Source organism: Lysinibacillus xylanilyticus (assembly GCF_001183605.1).
Lineage (GTDB): Bacteria > Bacillota > Bacilli > Bacillales_A > Planococcaceae > Lysinibacillus > Lysinibacillus xylanilyticus.
This window is the reverse complement of record NZ_LFXJ01000005.1, coordinates 852,234-871,053: the sequence shown is the minus strand read 5'-3', so window position 1 is coordinate 871,053 and position 18,820 is coordinate 852,234. Positions and strand designations below refer to the sequence as shown.

Here is an 18,820-nt window from a genome sequence, read left to right as displayed (position 1 = left end):
TCCTCCTAATCTTCCGAATAACGTTCATATGTTTAAAAGTTTAAACATATGAACACTAATTGTAAAAAAGAACAAATCAATAGCTTTGCTCAATAGACTGAATTAGCTCTTTGATTTGTTTTAGAAACTCATTAGAACTCAATGAATAGTATTTTTCATTCCCATTTCGGTTAAAAGTAATCAACCCAGCTTGTCTTAAAATTTTCAAATGATGAGAAACAGCTGGTCTAGAAAGCTCTATTCTTTCTGTTAGTTGATTAACATTTAGGCTTTCATTTGTCAGTAAGAGCATAATGATTTGTTGACGATTAACATCACCAAGTGCTTGGAAAATCGGGGTTGATAATTTAAACTTCTCTAAAACTTGTTCTTTGTTATTGCAATTAAAATTTCCCATAATACCCATCCCTATGTTTAAATTTTTAAACATATTTACTTTTAAATAAAAATTATAATTTGTCAAGATTCCCATCATTTTCACTATAAATTATCTAAATAAAAAAGCTAGGCTCACAAAGAATTGTGATTACCTAGACTTTTTTTATGCGTGTTCATTTGTTAACCCTGACATTACTAGTTTAGCATATTGTTCTAATAAATTCCAATTAAACCATAAAACAAATTTTCATACTTGGTATCAATGTCTGAATTCTTCAACCATACTTGAAAGCTTCCTTAGCGTTTTCCAATTACGGACAGTTGCTGGAATTTCAAGCTTTATTAGGTTATTACCGAGTTTGGAGTTTCGAATGCTGTCATAAAATAATAGATACACATGCCTTCCATCTATGACACTGAGTTCTCTTTCGTTTGCATAGGATAAAAACTTGTCACTATTGACCTTCGAAGGTGCTGTCGGCAACAAAGCAACATGCAGACATTCCCCTTTACATGATTGAACAGCCTCTGAAATCAGCTGATCTGAAAAAGGTGATTGACTGACAATTTGCTGTAATTCTTTTGCAGTCCTAATGACAACAACACTGGATATCCCAAAATCCACTTTAATTTTATCGTGAATTCCCGTTTGCAAAAGCTCCTCAGCTTCGTCTGATTCAAAAAGGATGTTTCCACTTTGGATATAAGTCTTCACATTATGTAATCCTAGTTGCTCAAAAGAACTTCTTAATTCTGCCATGATGATTTTATTATGCCCGCCTACATTAATACCTCTAAGGAATGCAATATATATAGTCATACTATCCAGCCTTTCTATTACATTTTATTTACTAAAAATCTCTACATCCTTATATTGCTTCAAAGGCTGATCCTCTAGAAAATCAATAATCATCTCATTAAAAATATCTCGGCGCATCGTACTTAATGGATCGAATGCATTTTTGAATAATGCTAGTTTTGCATTTCGAATATGTTTAAAAATAGTTCGGGATCCTTTCCCTTCATCTACCCCAGTAATAACTTTTCCCTCACCGCCCATTACAAGCGTAGTTGACTCTATTCGATGCAATTGATCAGTATGAGTTGGAAAAGGTGCTTTTTTCATTGCAAGCAACATCTTCTTATCAATTGAAAAAGACTCTCTTAAAATCCGTTGAGTATAAGGATCCTCCTTATAAAATTTCATCATAATATTAATTATTGTACTGTATGGAAGCAGACTAAATATAAAATTTGAAATCGACAGTACCCAGCTTGCCGCAATGGTAGGCATCTCACTATAACTATTAGAGATTACGAGTTTATCTACATATGTTGGGTATTTTATTGCAAGTAGAGTAGCCAATTGACCGCCTTGCGATACACCGATGACATGAATCTTGCTAATTCCAAGCACATCTAAAAAACATTTGATATCCTCCACAATGATATGATAATCATATTTATTATTCGGGAATTCCTTTGTCGTATCACCATGTCCTCTATAATCAGCCATAATCATTTGATAACTTGAAGAGAATGCTTCAAATTGAGGCTCCCACATTTTCCATGATGCACCGCTGCCATGTAAAAATAATATGGGCGCTCCTTGACCTTTAATTTCGTAATGGATTGTGATATCGTTCGCTTTTACTTTTGGCATAAAATATCCCCATACTTTGTCTTATCACCTTTTCGCTCTTCCCACTGAACTAAAATTTGCTTTGTCTGTTGGATAACAAATTCAAAAAACTCGATACTTTCATCGATTGTTGATACAGCTTGTTCCTCAAGAACTAAATTTTTTGCTCTACGCAAATATTTTGCCATCATCGCACCTTGGGCAATACTCGTATGCAAAGTCGATGTCCATGCGTCTGAGTGCAGTTGATAAAAATCTCGCTTGCTACCAGGAATCCCTACTTTACGAAATAAAGAAATTTGAACACCTTGTCGAACGGACAATGATGCCATTCCTTTGCTAATTTGCAAGTCGTTCACCATGTCATCGAGTGACTTTGGAGCACCTGATATCAACAAGTATCCCCATATCTTACCTAGTGACCTTGCACCACCTGTAGACTCAATATAAGTTCCAAAATCCTCAATTAATACCTTTTGTTCATCATTTAATATTATGTTTTTCATAGTATACCTCTTATTGTTTAGTGCGTTTAATATATATTAAACATACTGAATGCAATTTGTAACTTAGATTTAGGTATTATCACAAAAAAAGACACCCATAAAAATGAGTGCCCTTATACATTTTTTCTTAACGATACGAATCATGTGTAGGTTGAAACAAGTCTTCTTCTGAATTTCTAACAACAGAAAAGTGTTCGACGTTGTAATGACCATGAAGTGTATAGTTATGATGCTTTATAATTTGTTCTGCACCTAAAATATCAGTGTCCGCTGTTGAATGACCATCACCCACTAACGTGACATCCAAACCATTAATAGTCGCAGTTCTTACAGCACTATCGATACAGTGCTGTGTCGAACAGCCCATTACAACAACATGTTTAATTTCTTGAGATTGTAAATGATTTAGCAGCCCCGTCCCATGGAAACAATTCGTTGCTTTTTTATCGAAAATCTTTGCTTCCTTAGTTACACGAATGCCATTATGAATATCGAACCCTGTCTCCTTACCTTCAGCAACATCGAGATCCCTTACAAAGACAACTGGAACATTAGATTTTATTGCTTTGTCAATGACTAAATTAATATTTCTAATTAGAGTTTCTTTATTAAAAACTGCTTTTTCTTTCTCATTGCCCTCGATTAATTCTTGCTGTGCATCAATAATAAGTAGTGCTTGTTTCAAATAATTTTCCCCTTTCAATTTGAGGAAACGCTATATAATTATTAATTAGACGATTTCCCCTTTTTGTATATCACGTTAGCATAATTTTCCTTCATAATATCTACCCCCTAAATGAAATTGTCATTTAAGACTAATTAATTTTATCACATTTCCCACAAAAGGTAATAGTAGGTAAAGCAGAACATTTCAAGCTCATAACCAAAACATGTCATGATGAGCCACATTTCATTAATTTTTTACACTATTACAATGCTCAAGTATGTAAGTCATACATTGAATAGTGTCATCAATGCGTTGTTTTTTCGAATTACAATAGCGTATATTGGAACCTTCTCGAATACTGATGGCTTCGTTAATAATATTGTGAAATTCTTCTGGTAAATGATGAATTGCATATTTACAAGCATCTACTTTTGAAACAATCGCTTGTTCTTGCAGTGTGTAAAATTGCCGTAAAATCCCTGTTACTGACCACTCTACTTCTAAATCAACTAATTTATTTGGTATTAAAAATGCTTTATATTTTTTTATCTTTTTCAATCTATTTGACCAATAACTGTTCATATTTTCTAAAACATAATCACCAAGTACTCTTTCATCTAAACTGAAGTTATATATAGCTATATCCGGTCCTATAATGGTGATCCCTTTATTTTTTAAAATCCACCAAGTAATTGGGTTAATATCATCCTTACCCCATTTTGTTTTGCCTTCATTTACCTTTAAACAACTTTTTACCTCACTCTGTTTTTTCCCAACATCAGCAACTAGTAAATAACTTCCATCCATCCCAGTATCCTTATATTTCTGATTTAATTCTTTATGTAGATTGGATATTACTTTCACATCTTCTTCGGTTAAGGATCTATTAACTACTGCAATAAAATCGATATCACTAGAACCGTTTATGTAAGCGTCAAGAGCAATTGAACCATGTAAATAAAACCCTTCAAGCGTATTCGGTATTTTATTTTGAAATAGTGTTATATATTCATTTAAAATTTTTTGAACTTGAATAGGAACTCTAGAATTCATAAAAACTCTCCTTTTAATCAAATAATACTTATATTACCAAAACACTCGCCAAATTTTCCATTATTTATGCGGTTATCATCAAAATGTAGGGTTGATTTCCGTTCCGACTGGGCGCTTTGTTGCCGCTGACGCTTTGCTTTCGCACAGAGCAGAGCTTCCTGGGGGCGTCCGATGAGCCGCTTCGCTTCGCTCCAGGGTCTCGGGCCAACATGATGTTGGTCACGAAGGCGTTATCACAGGACGTGATGGTTTTAGCCTTCGTGCCTCTATTGCTAATCCCCAAGGAGTCGCCCAGTCTCCACTTCAATCAACTTATTTACATGGCATTAACCTTAGACAATTGTTATTTCTACTTTTGAAAATGAATCAATAATGTACTGATTCTGAATCAATTATTTTTTTATAAAACTTAAATAGACTAATCAATTCAAATTCCAATCTGTTTATTTATTGGAGTATCTTTTAAAAATTCATTGGGTATTCTAGGGATTAGATAAGGAGTGGGAGAATTTGTACACAGGTTATTTACAAGTAGTTGTTCAAACGGTTATTACTTTTTTTGTTCTTCTGACACTTACGAGATTTTTAGGTAAAAAACAACTAAGTCACTTAACCTTCTTTAACTACGTAACTGGTATTACAGTTGGTTCTATTGCAGCCAATATGGTAATTTTAAAAACGAATGTATTCATAAAATTTTTAGTAAGCTTAATTGTTTGGTGTGCGCTTACTACTTTAATTAGTTACATCGCTCTAAAATCCGGAAAAGCAAGAACATTACTTGATGGACAACCGACAATTGTTATTAAAAAAGGGAAAATAGATAGAAAAGCTTTAGACAGCACTAAAATTAATATTGATGACCTTACGATGATGATTAGACAGTATCAAGTTTTTTCAATTACAGAAATTGACTATGCAATATTAGAACCAAATGGCATGCTTAGTATTTTGAAAAAGCCAGAATTTCAAAGCACGCAAAAGATAGATTTAAAAATCTCCCCTTCACCTCCGACATTTATACCCATTGAAGTAATCACAGATGGGAAGTTATTGCCGCAAAATTTACTGGAAGTTGGAAAAAGTAGAGAATGGTTAGATAACGAATTAAAAAAGGTAAATATCCACTCAATCGAAGAAGTTTTCTATGCAGAAATTCAACCGAACGGAAAAATATTTATCCAAAAATTCGATTAGGGAGATTCCTTTACCAAGTTGCTCCCTAACATTTAATACTTGACAAAAAAAATTTTTTATGCAATAATTTACATTTAAAGAATTTATTTGTACAATAGGATTCTCCTGGCCAGGGGAATCCTATTTTTTTTGAAGGAGTGTATTTGCATGAACAATGGTGAATCCAGTTTAACCTCATTAATCTCAGCTTTTAGTAGAGCTTATCATAGTCAATTCGATACCCCTAAAATTTTTGATGACTACCTAGCTCAAGAATTAATCACACAACAAGAGTTCAATGACATTCAAACAAATATGGTACAAGGCATCCAGTTTTTTAACAAAGAAATCGCAGAAAAACTAACTGGACAAACTGAAGAGCTATTAAAATGGATTGTGCAAACTCAACTCTCTCCCACTCCCTTGGCACGTGCTGCATATTGTGAAAAAGTTTTGTTAAATGAAGTCATGTTAGGTTTACAGCAATACGTCATACTCGGAGCAGGATTAGATACGTTTAGCTTAAGACACCCTGAATTTGAAAACATTTTGGGAATCTTTGAAATTGATCACCCTGTAACACAAGAATTTAAAAAGAAAAGATTGGCTGAAGTTAATTTAAAGCTTCCAAGTAATGTACATTTCGTTTCGATGGATTTCACAAAAAAGTTTTCATCTAAAAATTTATTGGATAGTGGCTTTGACAATAAAAAAACTTTCTTTAGTCTATTAGGAGTTTCATATTATTTAACGAAAGAGGAAACTTCAAGCTTACTTGATCATTTGTTTGCCAATGTGCCATCAGGAAGTTCCATCGTATTTGATTATGCAGATGAAAAACTATTTAAAGAACAAGGAATTTCAAATCGAGTAGATAACATGGTGAAAATGGCTGCAGCTAGTGGTGAACCGATGAAATCGTATTTTACTTATGAAGAAATGGAAAAAATGTTAGAAAACTCAGGTCTACTTATTTATGAACATCTTACACCAGATAAAATTAATGAACTTTATTTTGACAATAGAAAAGATTATCTAACAGCCTTTGAAACAATTCATTACGTTCATGCTGTGAAAAAATAATATAAGCTTGGAGGAATTACATGCAACTTTATCAATTGTCTAAAGAGAATGGTAAAAATATAACACAGTTTAAGTCAAATTTTATTATGTCTCGCTTTATTAACACGGAAGCATCAGCTAGTATAGCGTGCATGTATTTAGAAGAAAACGGTGTTATTGGCTATCATCAAGCTGTAGTTCCCCAGCTTCTCTTAATTATCGAAGGCGAAGGTTATGTAAGAAATGAACAGGAGCAATATTATCAAGTCCAGCCTGGAGATGTAGTTTTTTGGGAAAAGGGCGAATGGCATGAAACAAAAACGGATAAACGTTTAACTGGCATCGTGATAGAATCTGAACAATTAAATCCCGCAGCTTTTATGCCTTTAAAATAGCCTACAAATATTTTTAAACTATTTCTCAGGCAATTAACTATGCAAGAATAACATCGTATCATATCTTAGTAATGTAAGATTGGTTTAGTCTTACACCTCCGAAGCTTTGTTACTAAGGGTCACTTATAATAATAAGTGGCCCTCTATAAATTTTCTGTTCAGGAAATAGTGTTTCTATATAGTTTATTGACAAATTCCTAGAATTTCTCCATCTCGAACATATAAGATAAATTTCGTCTCTTCTTCTCTAAACGCCATAATAATTGTCTGGGGAAATTTAGTGAAATCGGAAGAAAAATTGCTTCTACTTCTTTTTATATTGGTTTACTCTTTATCTTTGTATTCTTCTTTAAAAGTTGGACTCAGCTCACTCCACACATCAAATTTATTTCCGTCTAAATCGTAAAAAACAAAATTTCTTCCCGCATGCCCCCTATTTTCAACTTCTCCAACTTTAATTCCTTTATCTCTAAAATTTTTATGAATAGTCTCTAATGCACTTACTCCATCAACCTCAAAGGTAATCGAAAAATGTTCTTTGCCATAGCAATCAATGAAATTCGAGTTTTGATTGTTCATTGATCTAACAAGAAAAAAACTTTGATTGGCAAAATTAAGAATAACCTTATCACTATCTCGGTAACTACATTCTGCTCCCAATTTTCTTACATACCACTCACATGACAGTTCTACGTTGCTGACTGGAATATAAGTAGTTCCTATTCTAATTAACGTTTCACTCACCTAATCATCCTCCCTAATGAAATATTCCATTTTCAACTTTTATATCCCTTCAAGTCAGCTATAATTTCAAACAAAGAAAAAAACTAAATACACTTTTGACGTTCATAAAATGACCAGACTCAAATTGGAGTTCTGGTCATTTCATTTTTGTAGCAATTATTGGTCACTATACTTGAATGTTTTTAAGGAAATGATAAGTGTCACAGCTAGACATCCCAATAAAAAAAGTAAAGATTCTCCCCATATACTAAAGTTATTTAGAAATGCAGATTTAATTCCATTTAAAAACCATTCAAACGGATTTACTATACTAATATATTGTATAAGGTTTGGCGCTTTTTCCATTGTAAAAAATGCATTACTACAAAGTAGCATTGGTATCATCAGTACATTTGCAGTCATACTTAAATGTCCCTCGTTTTTCACGAGACTTGAAATAAAAAAGCTGAAAAAAACAAAACTTAATGAAGCTATTAGGATAATTGGTGTCATATATAAGAGGATTTTAAATGAAAAATTTAGTTGATTGATAACGATAGCGAATAAAAGCACGATATAAGATAAGATAATCGCTACTATAGCCCATGAACTAGAAATACTGATGATATATTTCCATAAAGGCATTGGTGTAGCGTGAAGTAAATTATAAACCCCTCTTTTTCTTTGCGATAACGCTATAAATGCAGTGGTCATAAATGAATAGAAAAATACACTAACGGCAATGATTCCTTCTACATAATCTCCTGCATAACTTGGTAAAAATATTCTTAACGCAATAATTGCGGCAAATGGCATTAATATTGACCAAAATAGTAAATACATATCCTTTATGCTGGATTTCAAATTTAATACGAAAACAGTCTTCATTTTCTCTCTCTCCTCACATCGTTAATTCAAAAAATAATTCTTCTAAATTTTGAGTTTGATAGTGCTCCATTAAGCCATCCGGTGAGCCATTTGCCATTATTTTCCCGTGATGCATGATCAACACTCTGTCAGCTACATTCATAACCTCCAACATATCGTGGGAAGAAAATAAAACGGCAACCCTGCTATCTTTTAATCGTTTAATAATCTGTTGAATGTCTCTTTGGCCTCTAGGATCCAATCCAGCAGAAGGTTCATCTAAAATTACTAATTTAGGATGATGCAATGTTGTCACGATAATTGCAAGCCGTTTTTGCTGTCCTAATGACAGTTTGATAGCAGGTGTTTTTTTGACCTGCAATAAATCAAAAGCAGTAAGTTTTTCATCAATTTCATTTTTTGTTAGCGAAATTCCATAGAATGCCGCAAATAATTTCACGTTATCCTCTACAGAATAACCTTCGAAAAAAGGGGTTGATTGAAGCTGTGTACCTATTTCTTTTTTGTAATCAGATGTCCAGTATTCAATCGTTCCACTATCCTGAGGAATAATGCCAAGAAGCATACTAATAGTTGTTGTTTTCCCAGCACCATTTGTGCCCACTATCGCTACTATCTCACCTTCTTTAATGTCAATGTTTATATGATCAACGACACATCTAGCTTTATAATTTTTCGTTAATTGATTAGCACTAATTAGCTTTTTCATATTTTCTCCCCTTACTTAATATTGTATATTCAACGTTGAGTATACAGCTATTTTTTAACTCCCTCATTCGAGAGAGTCACTTTTTTTCATAATTTCAATAGCTTGATGGACAAATTTTGATTGTACTTTAACAATTTCAAGCATATTATCAAATGCTAGTTGTGTTAATGCTGGCAGTTCTCCTTGCATAGCAATCAATTTCGCCTCATAACCAGCATTGATAGCCTTTTCTTCTTGTTCCAAAATTATTTTCTGCTTTTCTAATGCATCCACCGCTTTAGCCTTTGGCAGTTTAAATGCAAAAGATACCCCAGAATATAAAGTAGTAGGATAAACTACAGAGGATTTTTCAAGAGCCTCGATAATTAATTCTTGCTCATGCGCCCTGCCCTTTTCAGTAATTTGGTAAATTGCTTTTTGTCTATGACCCGTGGATTCAATACTAGCTACCTCTATATAGCCATCTTTTTCAAGCTTCTTTAAAGCATTATAGATCGAGCCGATTAGTACACCACCCCATCGTTCAGCGTCACTTAATTCAAGCATCACTTTAATATCATAGCCAGTCATTGGTTTTAGCCCCAACATAGCAAGAACTAATAGTCTTGTCATAATAATCACCTTTTTATATTCAACGTTGAATAAACTAAATATACAGATTCTTCATTTTTTTGTCAATAGGCTTATTAATTAGTTGTATGCTTTAAAATCATTATTCAAAAAAAACAAAAAACATTATAATAATGTTTTTTATGATAAAATAGATTATATTGCACTATCAAAGGGCATAAACCAATTCCGGCTGTAGCAAATTTAATTTTGCTACAGTCTTTTTCTTTTATATAATTGTGTCTGGATTTGGCTTTGTGTAGCTTTTGAATAAAGTTCAATTAAAAGTAAGTTGCAAACGCTGATTTAATACAGAAAGAAACCAACTGTTTTGAAACAAAGTTTAATCAAAACAGTTGGTTCTTTATTTATCTAGTTTGATTTTTATAATAAAGATTGATTATTTCTGGAAGCGAATCTTCAATTAAAGCACCCCGTTAGCCATCCATGTAGCGCAAAAACAGCGCCACACCACAGAAAATGAAAGATGATTAAGTTCTTTCATGGGAGTTTAATAAGAACAACGACGCTTCTTCAACTAAAGTTCTTGTTAGTTTAAGTAGAAGTACCGATTAAAGAATACTGATTTACAGCGTTATAAATTGTCTATATATGCATGTTTTTATTCACATAGCATATCTGTAGAATTTTCTGCAAATTCTTGAAAAGCCTTATTATAGCTATGTTTATATATCTTTGCATAAAAAGCTACAATGTTCATACAAAAAGCCACAAACGTTGATTTAACAACATTCATGACTTTTTAATGTGTGCCCAAACTTTCATTTGGGAACTTTATTTGTATATTGAACTAATAATATCGTACATTTTCACATACATAATTACTAGATTTAGCTATTTAACATATTTAATATACCCTAGCAGATCAGCAGCAATGAAAGTAGCTATTATGCCCAATAATAGACTTAAAAGTAATCTAAACTTTTGCCATGTAAAATAAGGTGTATCTATATCGCTATGGTTATCATTCGTCCGTTCTAACAAATACCACATAGAAGGTAGAATGATGAAGGATACGATTAGTTGTTTCCATATGGGTAAATGTAATGGTAAACCTGGTCCTTCTTCAATAAAAAAAAGAATTGTAGCCATAATCATACCCATAGCATACTTTTCAAGATATTTCTTCATGTTATACCACATTTCATTTGAAAGTCATTTAGATATTATACCAAAAAATAAGCGTACTATAAACATTTTAGCTTTCTGGTTCCCTCAAACCTTCAGAAAATTACCAAAACGTCGTTTGATCACATTTCTTAACTTAGCGTTGTAAATCCCCATAATTTTGAAGGTACTCCATGTTGCACTAAACTGCTCCGTTAGCTCAAAAAAAAAAGAGCTGCTTATGCAACTCAATAATCTTCAATTAAAGCACCCCGTTAGCCATCCATGTAGCGCAAAACCAGTGCTACACCACAGAATATGAAAGATGATTAAGTTCTTTCATGGGAGTTTAAGTGCGATTCTTCACAAATTCCTAGATATCCGCAATTAAAAGCGGATCACACCATATTTATTAATTTCCTCATATTGTTCATTAAGATTCTTTGTTTCATGACATTAAAACCACCAAATATTAGTTAACTAATAATCGAATTAGTGTTAACATATTATAAATCCCATTATTTGGAGGTGTTTTTTTGACTGAAAAGAATATAACATTGCTTAGCTCGGTTTATTGTTTGGCATTAGGTTCAGTAGGAGGATATAGAATCTTTACAAACAACATAGAACCTATGTCAATACTAGTAGCATATATTTTCTTTATTACTGGATCGATAGGCTTTGTTTTTAGTGTTGTAAAGTTGTCTAGGATTAAACAAACTTAGCGTTGCTTTATTGCATCGCTTTTCTTATTGCTACTGAACAATATCCTTCAGATATTCATTCAATGTAGTGATGGAATTTAAAATTCCGCATTGGTATATCTGTTTAAAGTAACCTTCTTCTTCAAGTAAAGCACGCTGTTAGTCAAGAACAAAAAGGCATTAATCCTTATCGTTCATTAGCGAAACAACTAATTTTTTTGTCTTCTTTTTCTTAAACATTAAATCAGAAAAAGACAATCCAAGTGATGTCGCCAAAGGAACACCTAAATCCCACACATCCATTTTCTTATTTAAAATATAAAAAACAAGATAGTGTGCAACACTTATAAAAATAAACCAAATAATAAGTGTAAAAACCCTTTTTCTTATTTGAATCCAATTTAACTTCCTCATATTTGCAATAACCATTGCGATGATAAATATGCCATATAGAAGTAGATAAATTACATATCCTGTAATTAATTTAAGAGAAAACGAAGTATCAATATCTTTATATATAATAAATATCGAAAGTATGGTTCCTGTCAAAAATACTATAAACAAAATTAAGTTTAAAGAAATATATTTCTTCATATTTTCATCCCTTACCTTCAAAGTCTTGATGCCTTTTGATTATCTCAAAATATCAAAACATTTACATTGTTAAATTGTTCCTTATTCAACTATCCTGCCCCGTTAGCCATCCATGTAGCGCAAAACCAGAGCTACACCACAGAATATGAAAGATGATTAAGTTCTTTCATGGGAGTTTAAGTGCATTTCTTCACAATCTCCACAGTGATATCACCATAAATTTCCAACAAAAAAACCTCACCTCTAAAAATCTATAGAGGTGAGATGTTTTTAATCAAACTTTATTACAAATTATCAATCTTTATTATAAATGATCATACTTTTTTATAAAACTACACTTTGTGCTTTCGCTACAAAAATAATTGTAGCTGACGCTTCGCTTTCGCCACTAAAAAGAATTGCTGAAAGAAGTAAAATATATCCATCACAGAAAGTAAGAAATGGGGAATGCACACATGCATTCCCCATTTTCTAATTATCTTTTTTTGCATTTAATTTAATGTTTCACTAAGATTATTGCTTACTGGCCAGGCGTTTTGTAAAAATTCATTAAATGTTAGTATATTCGGTTCATCTGAGCGAACTTTTAAATTTATGGCTGATGTAATTATAGATTCTGAAACATGTTGGAGAATTCTGATCGAACCATCCTGTATTTCGTTCTTAATAGCATTTTGACCTAAAATCGCATAACCTGTTCCGTTCAACACGGCACGCTTTATCATCTCATCGCTTCCCCCAACCATAATAGTGGACTGAGGTTGAAATTCGGCTTTTTTGAAGTATTGTTCTATGATATTACTGAAACTACAATGATAGTCATAGGAGATAAAGGTATCTTCACTTAGAATTTCATGAAAACTTCTTTCTTTGCTAATTCTAGAAGAAGCAACTAAAAAAGCCTTTTCCTCTTCTAAAAAAGTTTTACTAATATCGTTATCATTACACTCATTCGCAATAATAGCAATATCCGCTACATGGTCTCTTACACTTTTAATAGCATGTACACTATTTAGTGGTAGAAGACTTATTTTCACAGTCGGGTATATTTCCAAATAAGCTTTTACAATCGGTGAAAGATGTTGAGTACAATAATATTCAGAAGCAGCAATAGTCAGAATGCCAGACGGTCCATGTAGTTCTTCCATGTCTTTTTCTATCTTATCTATAAAAATAAATAAGCTATCGACATGGTCTTTTAGCTTTTTTCCAGCAGCTGTTAGAAGAGTCTTTTTACCAACTCTTGTTAATAGAGTGTGCTTCAGTTCTTTTTCTAAAGACTGTATTTGCAGCGTAATAGTTGGCTGTGTATACCCTAATCTTTTGGCAGCCTTTGTGATATTTAATTCTTCTGCGACCACTTGAAAGGTTTTCAAATTCCTTAGTTCCATTTAATCACCGTCTACTTTCCCCTTATTCCCACATTATAAATCTGTATTTCTATTATAAAGTAATAATTACCCTTCTTCCATTTAAGAAATAATGAGTGTAATGCATGGCCGAATTAAATGTTTTTATTTCTATAACTATTTTTCAACTATTAATTTTTTTTATAGTAGGCATTTGACGTTTTTTCTGAATTAAGGGAAAATTCTCTCAACATCAATGAAATGGGGATGAGATTATGATTGATTGGAAAAACATTAATGAAGAAGGCTTATTAGCTCCCACAATGGCGAAGGATTTTCCAAATCTGCAAGTAGTAAAATCGGAGGGATTATTTTATATAGGAGTAGACGGCAGAAAGTATCTAGACTTTACTTCTGGTATTGCAACAGAAAATACAGGGCATAGACATCCAAAGGTAATTACTGCTATTAAAGATCAAGTTGATCATTTAGTTCATGGTCCTATCGGTATTATTAATTACGATTCAATTATTCTATTAGCTAAGAAATTGAGAGAGATTTTACCAGATCCATTAGATTGTTTTTTCTTTGGAAACAGCGGAGCAGAAGCAATTGAAGGTGCAGTAAAATTAGCAAGACATGTAACTAGAAGACCTTACGTTGTTTCTTTCATTGGAGGATTCCATGGAAGAACGATGGGAGCGCTAAGTCTTACTACATCAAAAAGTAAATATAGAAGGAATTTACCGGTTGGAGCAAACATGACATATCAATTACCTTATGCTCAATTAACGGAAACACCCGAAGGTTTAAACCATGATGAATATTGGTCAGAACATGTTGAAAAAGATTTCGAACGTTTATTTAATCATCAAGTGTCTCCGGATGAAGTCGCAGCTGTTATTTTAGAACCTGTTCTCGGAGAAGGCGGTTATGTTATCCCCCCAAAAGCATGGTTACAAAAAATAAGAGAAATCTGTGACCGATACGGAATTTTATTAATCTTTGATGAAGTTCAGACTGGTTTTGGTCGAACTGGTGGCTGGTTTGCGGCAAATCGATTTGGTGTGACACCAGATATTATGGCGATTGCAAAGGGAATTGCCAGTGGCTTGCCCCTTAGCGCAACAGTAGCTTCAAGGGAGTTAATGGAACAATGGACAATTGGTAGCCACAGTACTACATTTGGCGGAAATCCTGTCGCATGTGCAGCCGCATGCGCTACAATAGACGTTTTGGAAGAAGAAGGTTTAGTGGAAAATGCTAGAATATTAGGTAACTATGCATTAAATAAATTAATACATTTAAAAGAAAAACATCCCACGATTGGAAATGTTCGTGGAATTGGTTTGATGCTAGGAATTGAAATTATTCATCCTGAAACACGAGAACCAAATGGTAAGGGCTTAATGAACATCCTGGAGAAGTGTCTGGACAAAGGGGTTATTTACTATTTGAGTGGTAACAAGGGAGAGGTAATCCGAATGATGCCTCCATTAAATATTGATAAAGAACATTTAGACTTAGGAATTTCTTTACTTGACGAAGCGATTACCGAATACGAATTAGAATTAAGTTTCGGGGGTGAATAAATGAATATACTGGATACTTTTGTTCTTCTACTATATTTCGGTGTCTTAATGATTATCGGAATAATTGGAGTTAAAAAAGCGAAATCTGAAAAAGATTTTGTACTCGCAGGAAGTCGTTTAGGGTACTACAGCCATGTCGGCTGTTTAGCAGCTGTTATTATCGGTGGTGCATCTACTATGGGTTCAACGTCATTAGGCTATAATTTCGGGGTTTCTGGTCTTTGGTTTGTTTCGATGATGGGCTTCGGTATAGCTGCCTTGGGTCTTTTCGTCGTTAATAAAATTGGCGGTTATGAGGTTTTTACTATTAGTCAGTTACTCGGAAAGCGCTTTGGAGAAGGTACTCAACTTATCAGTGCTATTGTCACAGCCATCTATACCCTTATGGTCGTGGTAACACAAGTAATTGGTATGGGAAATGTTATTCACGTGTTACTGGGCTGGTCCCTTATTCCATCTATGATTATTGGCGGAGGAATCGTACTCTTTTATACAGTCTTAGGCGGAATGTGGAGTATTACCTTAACTGATATTATACAATTTATAGTAATGACTATTGGTGTATTTTTTATTATGTTCCCGTTTAGCGTAAGCAGTGTCGGAGGGTTAACAGCTCTATTTAGTAGTGTGCCAGAAGCGCATCTTAGCCTTACAAATATCGGCTGGGATCGTATCTTCCAATACTTTTTATTGTACTTCTTTGGTTTAATGGTTTCTCAAGACATCTGGCAGCGTGTTTTTACAGCAAGAAATCAAAAAGTAGCGAAAAGGAGTGCCATTTCGGCCGGTTTATACAGTGTTTTATATGGCTTAGTACTAAGTATTGTAGGTATGTGCGCACTTGTGCTACTTCCAAATCTAGGGGACTCTCAAGCAGCGTTTACTAGTCTTGCATTAGAAATTCTCCCACCAGGCTTGTTGGGGCTTGTTCTTGCTAGTGTTTGTTCTGCACTAATGTCAAATGCTTCAGGTGCTATCTTTGCCTCTGCTACCCTAATTACTAACGATATTATTAAGGTATACGCAAAAAAAGATATGACTGATAAAGATATCATTAATACATCTCGAATTGTCATACTTGGCTTAGGTGTGTTAGCAATCATTTTCTCAGTATGGATTCAAAACATACTAGTAGCTTTAGATATGGCCTACGCAATTTTATCAGGTGCTATCTTCGTACCTCTCATCATCGGTCTTTATTGGAAGCGTGTAACAAGTAAAGCAGCTTTCTATTCTATTATTGCTAGTTCATTAGTAATCTTTATTTCATTTATTATTTTCGGAATTACATCTACACTACCAATTATTTATGGTTTAATTACTGGACTCGTTGTTATTGTTGGTTTCACACTTATTATCCCCGAAAATAACATTGAGGTGAACAAGGAAAATACGTCCATTTATAAATAAATATTTTTAGAAAGCAACAAGTTCATAAGACAGTCTCAAAGTAAGCTGCACTCCAATAGTTAGACACATCTAACATTTGGAGTGCAGTTTTTATGACGAAATTTAGTTTGAAAAAGTTAATTGAGGAATTTGCTATGATCAGGTAAAGCAATCTACTCAAATTCAGTCGCTAACTTATGCAAATTTCTAGTAAGCTCTTCCCCTTTCATTGGTAATCCATGTCCTGTAATAGCAACTGAAGGTTTTAGTGCCTCTAATTTTTTTACGGAATCCCAAGCAGCCTGCCAATCCGTCGTGAAATATCGTGGCGGTCCACTAATTTCCTTTTTTTGTAGCACCACTTTGTATAGCGACTCTTGTTTAACCGTAACAAATGCATCTCCAACAATTAACGCTCGATCCTCTTCGCGAAATAAAGATATATGCCCTGGCGTATGGCCAGGAGTATGAATCCAACGAAAACCATCCATATATGGAATACTCCCATCGGACGGGAGCGACTCAACGTTGTTTCCTAAGTTAATGGCTTTATTCGGGAAAATTGATGATACTTTCGCTATTAAGCCACCATTTACAGCAGTATCAGGTTCAGGATAATTTTTTATATCAGTTAAAAAAGGTAATTCTAAAGAATGGGCATAAACTGGCATACCCCAATGTTCAATTAGATCAATTACCGCCCCAACATGATCAAAATGCCCGTGCGTCAATATTAATGCTTTAGGTCGACTATTCGATCCAAACCTCTCCTCAGCTATTGAAATAATTTCCTTTGCACTTTTTGGCATACCTGCATCAACTAATACGAACTCTCCCTTATGAGGTTCACCGTAGAGTACGATATTAACAATTTGAATTGTATGCTGGTATAAATCAGGTAATACTTCTACTCCATCTCCACTCCAAATTGATGTCGCTGGAATATATTTAAAGTCACTACCATAATTCATATCTTTATGCATGGAAAACCCCTTCTTCCTTCATTGAAAATAGATAATCATATTTTTCCTTTATACAGTAAAAATATAGCAAGAAAAAAATGGATTAGATTTAAAGCTACCAACTTTCCTATATTTCCACATAGCAATTTTCCATTAAACACAACAGACTTGTCGGCATGAATAAACTTTATATCCCTTTTCAAGAAGTAAATATTTAGGAAACTTCCAGAGCCAACTCCCGCTTCATGTCTTTAATCTTATCAATCACTCGTACAAGAGGCACTACGCCAATCAACAAATTTTATCCTTACCCTTGGTAATAAGTAATAAAATAGTCATATTGTACATAGTTACCTGCAAATGTATAATTTTACTATCATTTACCAAAGTTAGTGATTCTGATATAAACTGGGGCAAATAAAAATATGGAGAGGAACGTGATGGTTTGAAGATTTTTCTTATTATTGTGGGGATTGTGATTTTAATTTTCGCGGGTTTGATTATATTAGGCAATGGATTTAATAAAAGAAATAAAAAAAAGCGAGTAGAAATGGAGAAGGCTAACCCTTTACCGAAAGAGAAACAGCATTTGCTTGCCTACGGTGCTATCCTCTCTCTTTACCGACTTGAGTCGCCTCGGATATTACAGGTGATGGAAAATCACGAAATTTTAAAGGATGGCCTTTCTGCTGCCTGGGAGGTTAATAATACAGAGGAGGCTGTGCAAACCCTGGAATGGCTACTATCGGAAGGGCACCGTACGAAGTTTGATGAGCTGCTTCTGGCATTTAAAGCTGGTCAGTCTTTTACAGAGGAGGAAGTAGGAAAATCGCAGGAATGCTATGAATCAGCCCAAGAGGGTATGATGAAGAGACTTTCCTTTACGAAATCTAATTTTGACCAGGTGAACACCATTGCTGCATGGGATTTTGACCGAGCTGTAAATATCGCAAGATGGAGCTACATAGTTGGTTATATAACCGAAGAACAGGCATGGGGTTATATAGAGAGAGCTGCAGACGCTGCCAGCCCTATCTTCCAATCCTGGAATGACTATTTTATTTCATTTGCATTTGGCCGAGCCATTGCTTACGAGGGTAAAATTATCGATATCATTTGGAAAGGAAAAGAATTGCTGGAAGAAAAGGACTCAATTTGGAATGAATTTAATATCAAGCGATCAACGGTACAGGAATCTGTAACATTGGACAAGGTATGAGAAAAAAAAATTATAATTAAAACTAAATACCTGCTAGATGTTTAGCTACTTTCTTAGCTAAAATCTAGCAGGTAT

21 protein-coding genes are annotated in these 18,820 nt (G+C 33.8%); 6 read left to right on the top strand and 15 right to left on the bottom strand.

The genetic code is table 11. From position 1 onward, the window contains the following. Positions 1-76: 76 nt before the first annotated feature. From ACZ11_RS07075 to ACZ11_RS07050, 6 genes are all read right to left on the bottom strand, one after another. Positions 77-397, bottom strand: a complete 321-nt coding sequence (locus tag ACZ11_RS07075; protein ID WP_049667100.1) for an ArsR/SmtB family transcription factor — start codon at positions 395-397, stop codon at positions 77-79. Positions 398-637: 240 nt separating this feature from the next. Continuing rightward, positions 638-1,198 (bottom strand): DUF1697 domain-containing protein, encoded by a 561-nt coding sequence (locus ACZ11_RS07070; RefSeq protein WP_049664828.1) that lies wholly within the window; start codon positions 1,196-1,198, stop codon positions 638-640. Between the two features lie 24 nt (positions 1,199-1,222). Continuing rightward, on the bottom strand, positions 1,223-2,041 hold the full coding sequence (locus ACZ11_RS07065) for an alpha/beta fold hydrolase (protein WP_049664827.1): 819 nt from the start codon (positions 2,039-2,041) through the stop codon (positions 1,223-1,225). Continuing rightward, complete coding sequence (locus ACZ11_RS07060) at positions 2,029-2,526, bottom strand: GbsR/MarR family transcriptional regulator (protein ID WP_049664825.1); 498 nt, start codon at positions 2,524-2,526, stop codon at positions 2,029-2,031. Before ACZ11_RS07060 ends, ACZ11_RS07065 begins: the two co-directional genes overlap by 13 nt. 127 nt (positions 2,527-2,653) lie before the next feature. Beyond that, positions 2,654-3,211 (bottom strand): isochorismatase family protein, encoded by a 558-nt coding sequence (locus tag ACZ11_RS07055; protein ID WP_049664823.1) that lies wholly within the window; start codon positions 3,209-3,211, stop codon positions 2,654-2,656. Positions 3,212-3,439: 228 nt separating this feature from the next. Beyond that, positions 3,440-4,246 (bottom strand): aminoglycoside adenylyltransferase domain-containing protein, encoded by an 807-nt coding sequence (locus tag ACZ11_RS07050; protein WP_049664821.1) that lies wholly within the window; start codon positions 4,244-4,246, stop codon positions 3,440-3,442. 510 nt (positions 4,247-4,756) lie between these two features. Between ACZ11_RS07050 and ACZ11_RS07045 the strand changes: the two genes are divergently transcribed. The 3 genes from ACZ11_RS07045 to ACZ11_RS07035 all read left to right on the top strand — a co-directional run bounded on the left by ACZ11_RS07045 (position 4,757) and on the right by ACZ11_RS07035 (position 6,879). Further along, positions 4,757-5,443, top strand: a complete 687-nt coding sequence (locus ACZ11_RS07045) for a YetF domain-containing protein (RefSeq protein ID WP_049664819.1) — start codon at positions 4,757-4,759, stop codon at positions 5,441-5,443. A gap of 147 nt (positions 5,444-5,590) precedes the next feature. Then, positions 5,591-6,505, top strand: a complete 915-nt coding sequence (locus tag ACZ11_RS07040) for a class I SAM-dependent methyltransferase (RefSeq protein ID WP_049664816.1) — start codon at positions 5,591-5,593, stop codon at positions 6,503-6,505. Between the two features lie 20 nt (positions 6,506-6,525). Further along, positions 6,526-6,879, top strand: a complete 354-nt coding sequence (locus ACZ11_RS07035) for a cupin domain-containing protein (RefSeq protein WP_049664813.1) — start codon at positions 6,526-6,528, stop codon at positions 6,877-6,879. A gap of 324 nt (positions 6,880-7,203) precedes the next feature. Here the strand turns inward: ACZ11_RS07035 and ACZ11_RS07030 are convergent, their stop codons facing one another. The 8 genes from ACZ11_RS07030 to ACZ11_RS06995 form a co-directional block, all read right to left on the bottom strand. Beyond that, on the bottom strand, positions 7,204-7,623 hold the full coding sequence (locus ACZ11_RS07030; RefSeq protein ID WP_049664812.1) for a VOC family protein: 420 nt from the start codon (positions 7,621-7,623) through the stop codon (positions 7,204-7,206). A 156-nt stretch (positions 7,624-7,779) separates the two neighbouring features. After that, positions 7,780-8,490, bottom strand: coding sequence for an ABC transporter permease (locus tag ACZ11_RS07025; protein ID WP_049664808.1), 711 nt, complete (start codon positions 8,488-8,490; stop codon positions 7,780-7,782). 13 nt (positions 8,491-8,503) lie between these two features. Then, the gene (locus tag ACZ11_RS07020; protein WP_049664805.1) at positions 8,504-9,199 is read right to left on the bottom strand and encodes an ABC transporter ATP-binding protein; all 696 of its coding nucleotides are present in this window, start codon (positions 9,197-9,199) and stop codon (positions 8,504-8,506) included. Between the two features lie 63 nt (positions 9,200-9,262). Further along, on the bottom strand, positions 9,263-9,811 hold the full coding sequence (locus tag ACZ11_RS07015; RefSeq protein WP_049664804.1) for a PadR family transcriptional regulator: 549 nt from the start codon (positions 9,809-9,811) through the stop codon (positions 9,263-9,265). Positions 9,812-10,663: 852 nt separating this feature from the next. Further along, a complete protein-coding gene (locus ACZ11_RS07010; protein ID WP_049664800.1) occupies positions 10,664-10,960 on the bottom strand; it encodes a hypothetical protein in 297 nt (98 codons plus the stop codon). Between the two features lie 860 nt (positions 10,961-11,820). Further along, complete coding sequence (locus ACZ11_RS07000) at positions 11,821-12,234, bottom strand: hypothetical protein (protein WP_049664794.1); 414 nt, start codon at positions 12,232-12,234, stop codon at positions 11,821-11,823. A 324-nt stretch (positions 12,235-12,558) separates the two neighbouring features. Next, positions 12,559-12,687, bottom strand: a complete 129-nt coding sequence (locus ACZ11_RS27210; RefSeq protein WP_269079312.1) for a hypothetical protein — start codon at positions 12,685-12,687, stop codon at positions 12,559-12,561. A gap of 38 nt (positions 12,688-12,725) precedes the next feature. Continuing rightward, complete coding sequence (locus ACZ11_RS06995) at positions 12,726-13,610, bottom strand: LysR family transcriptional regulator (RefSeq protein WP_161804445.1); 885 nt, start codon at positions 13,608-13,610, stop codon at positions 12,726-12,728. Positions 13,611-13,858: 248 nt separating this feature from the next. Between ACZ11_RS06995 and ACZ11_RS06990 the strand changes: the two genes are divergently transcribed. Together ACZ11_RS06990 and ACZ11_RS06985 are read left to right on the top strand one after the other, a co-directional pair. Then, positions 13,859-15,175, top strand: a complete 1,317-nt coding sequence (locus tag ACZ11_RS06990; protein WP_049664790.1) for an aspartate aminotransferase family protein — start codon at positions 13,859-13,861, stop codon at positions 15,173-15,175. Then, the gene (locus ACZ11_RS06985; RefSeq protein ID WP_049664789.1) at positions 15,176-16,585 is read left to right on the top strand and encodes a sodium:solute symporter; all 1,410 of its coding nucleotides are present in this window, start codon (positions 15,176-15,178) and stop codon (positions 16,583-16,585) included. Positions 16,586-16,737: 152 nt separating this feature from the next. On the opposite strand, the gene ACZ11_RS06980 is transcribed toward ACZ11_RS06985, so the two are convergent. Further along, positions 16,738-17,547 carry an MBL fold metallo-hydrolase gene (locus ACZ11_RS06980; protein ID WP_049664787.1) on the bottom strand — a complete coding sequence of 270 codons (810 nt, stop codon included), beginning with the start codon at positions 17,545-17,547 and terminating at the stop codon, positions 16,738-16,740. A 424-nt stretch (positions 17,548-17,971) separates the two neighbouring features. Between ACZ11_RS06980 and ACZ11_RS06975 the strand changes: the two genes are divergently transcribed. Beyond that, on the top strand, positions 17,972-18,745 hold the full coding sequence (locus tag ACZ11_RS06975) for a DUF1266 domain-containing protein (RefSeq protein ID WP_049664785.1): 774 nt from the start codon (positions 17,972-17,974) through the stop codon (positions 18,743-18,745). Positions 18,746-18,820 lie beyond the last annotated feature (75 nt).

Bases quoted from the DNA above. Each gene is read 5' to 3' on its own strand.
- ACZ11_RS07075 (WP_049667100.1), bottom strand. From the start codon at position 397: ATGGGAAATTTTAATTGCAATAACAAAGAACAAGTTTTAGAGAAGTTT.
- ACZ11_RS07070 (WP_049664828.1), bottom strand. From the start codon at position 1,198: ATGACTATATATATTGCATTCCTTAGAGGTATTAATGTAGGCGGGCAT.
- ACZ11_RS07065 (WP_049664827.1), bottom strand. From the start codon at position 2,041: ATGCCAAAAGTAAAAGCGAACGATATCACAATCCATTACGAAATTAAA.
- ACZ11_RS07060 (WP_049664825.1), bottom strand. From the start codon at position 2,526: ATGAAAAACATAATATTAAATGATGAACAAAAGGTATTAATTGAGGAT.
- ACZ11_RS07050 (WP_049664821.1), bottom strand. From the start codon at position 4,246: ATGAATTCTAGAGTTCCTATTCAAGTTCAAAAAATTTTAAATGAATAT.
- ACZ11_RS07040 (WP_049664816.1), top strand. From the start codon at position 5,591: ATGAACAATGGTGAATCCAGTTTAACCTCATTAATCTCAGCTTTTAGT.
- ACZ11_RS07035 (WP_049664813.1), top strand. From the start codon at position 6,526: ATGCAACTTTATCAATTGTCTAAAGAGAATGGTAAAAATATAACACAG.
- ACZ11_RS07025 (WP_049664808.1), bottom strand. From the start codon at position 8,490: ATGAAGACTGTTTTCGTATTAAATTTGAAATCCAGCATAAAGGATATG.
- ACZ11_RS07020 (WP_049664805.1), bottom strand. From the start codon at position 9,199: ATGAAAAAGCTAATTAGTGCTAATCAATTAACGAAAAATTATAAAGCT.
- ACZ11_RS07015 (WP_049664804.1), bottom strand. From the start codon at position 9,811: ATGACAAGACTATTAGTTCTTGCTATGTTGGGGCTAAAACCAATGACT.
- ACZ11_RS07010 (WP_049664800.1), bottom strand. From the start codon at position 10,960: ATGAAGAAATATCTTGAAAAGTATGCTATGGGTATGATTATGGCTACA.
- ACZ11_RS07000 (WP_049664794.1), bottom strand. From the start codon at position 12,234: ATGAAGAAATATATTTCTTTAAACTTAATTTTGTTTATAGTATTTTTG.
- ACZ11_RS06990 (WP_049664790.1), top strand. From the start codon at position 13,859: ATGATTGATTGGAAAAACATTAATGAAGAAGGCTTATTAGCTCCCACA.
- ACZ11_RS06985 (WP_049664789.1), top strand. From the start codon at position 15,176: ATGAATATACTGGATACTTTTGTTCTTCTACTATATTTCGGTGTCTTA.
- ACZ11_RS06980 (WP_049664787.1), bottom strand. From the start codon at position 17,547: ATGCATAAAGATATGAATTATGGTAGTGACTTTAAATATATTCCAGCG.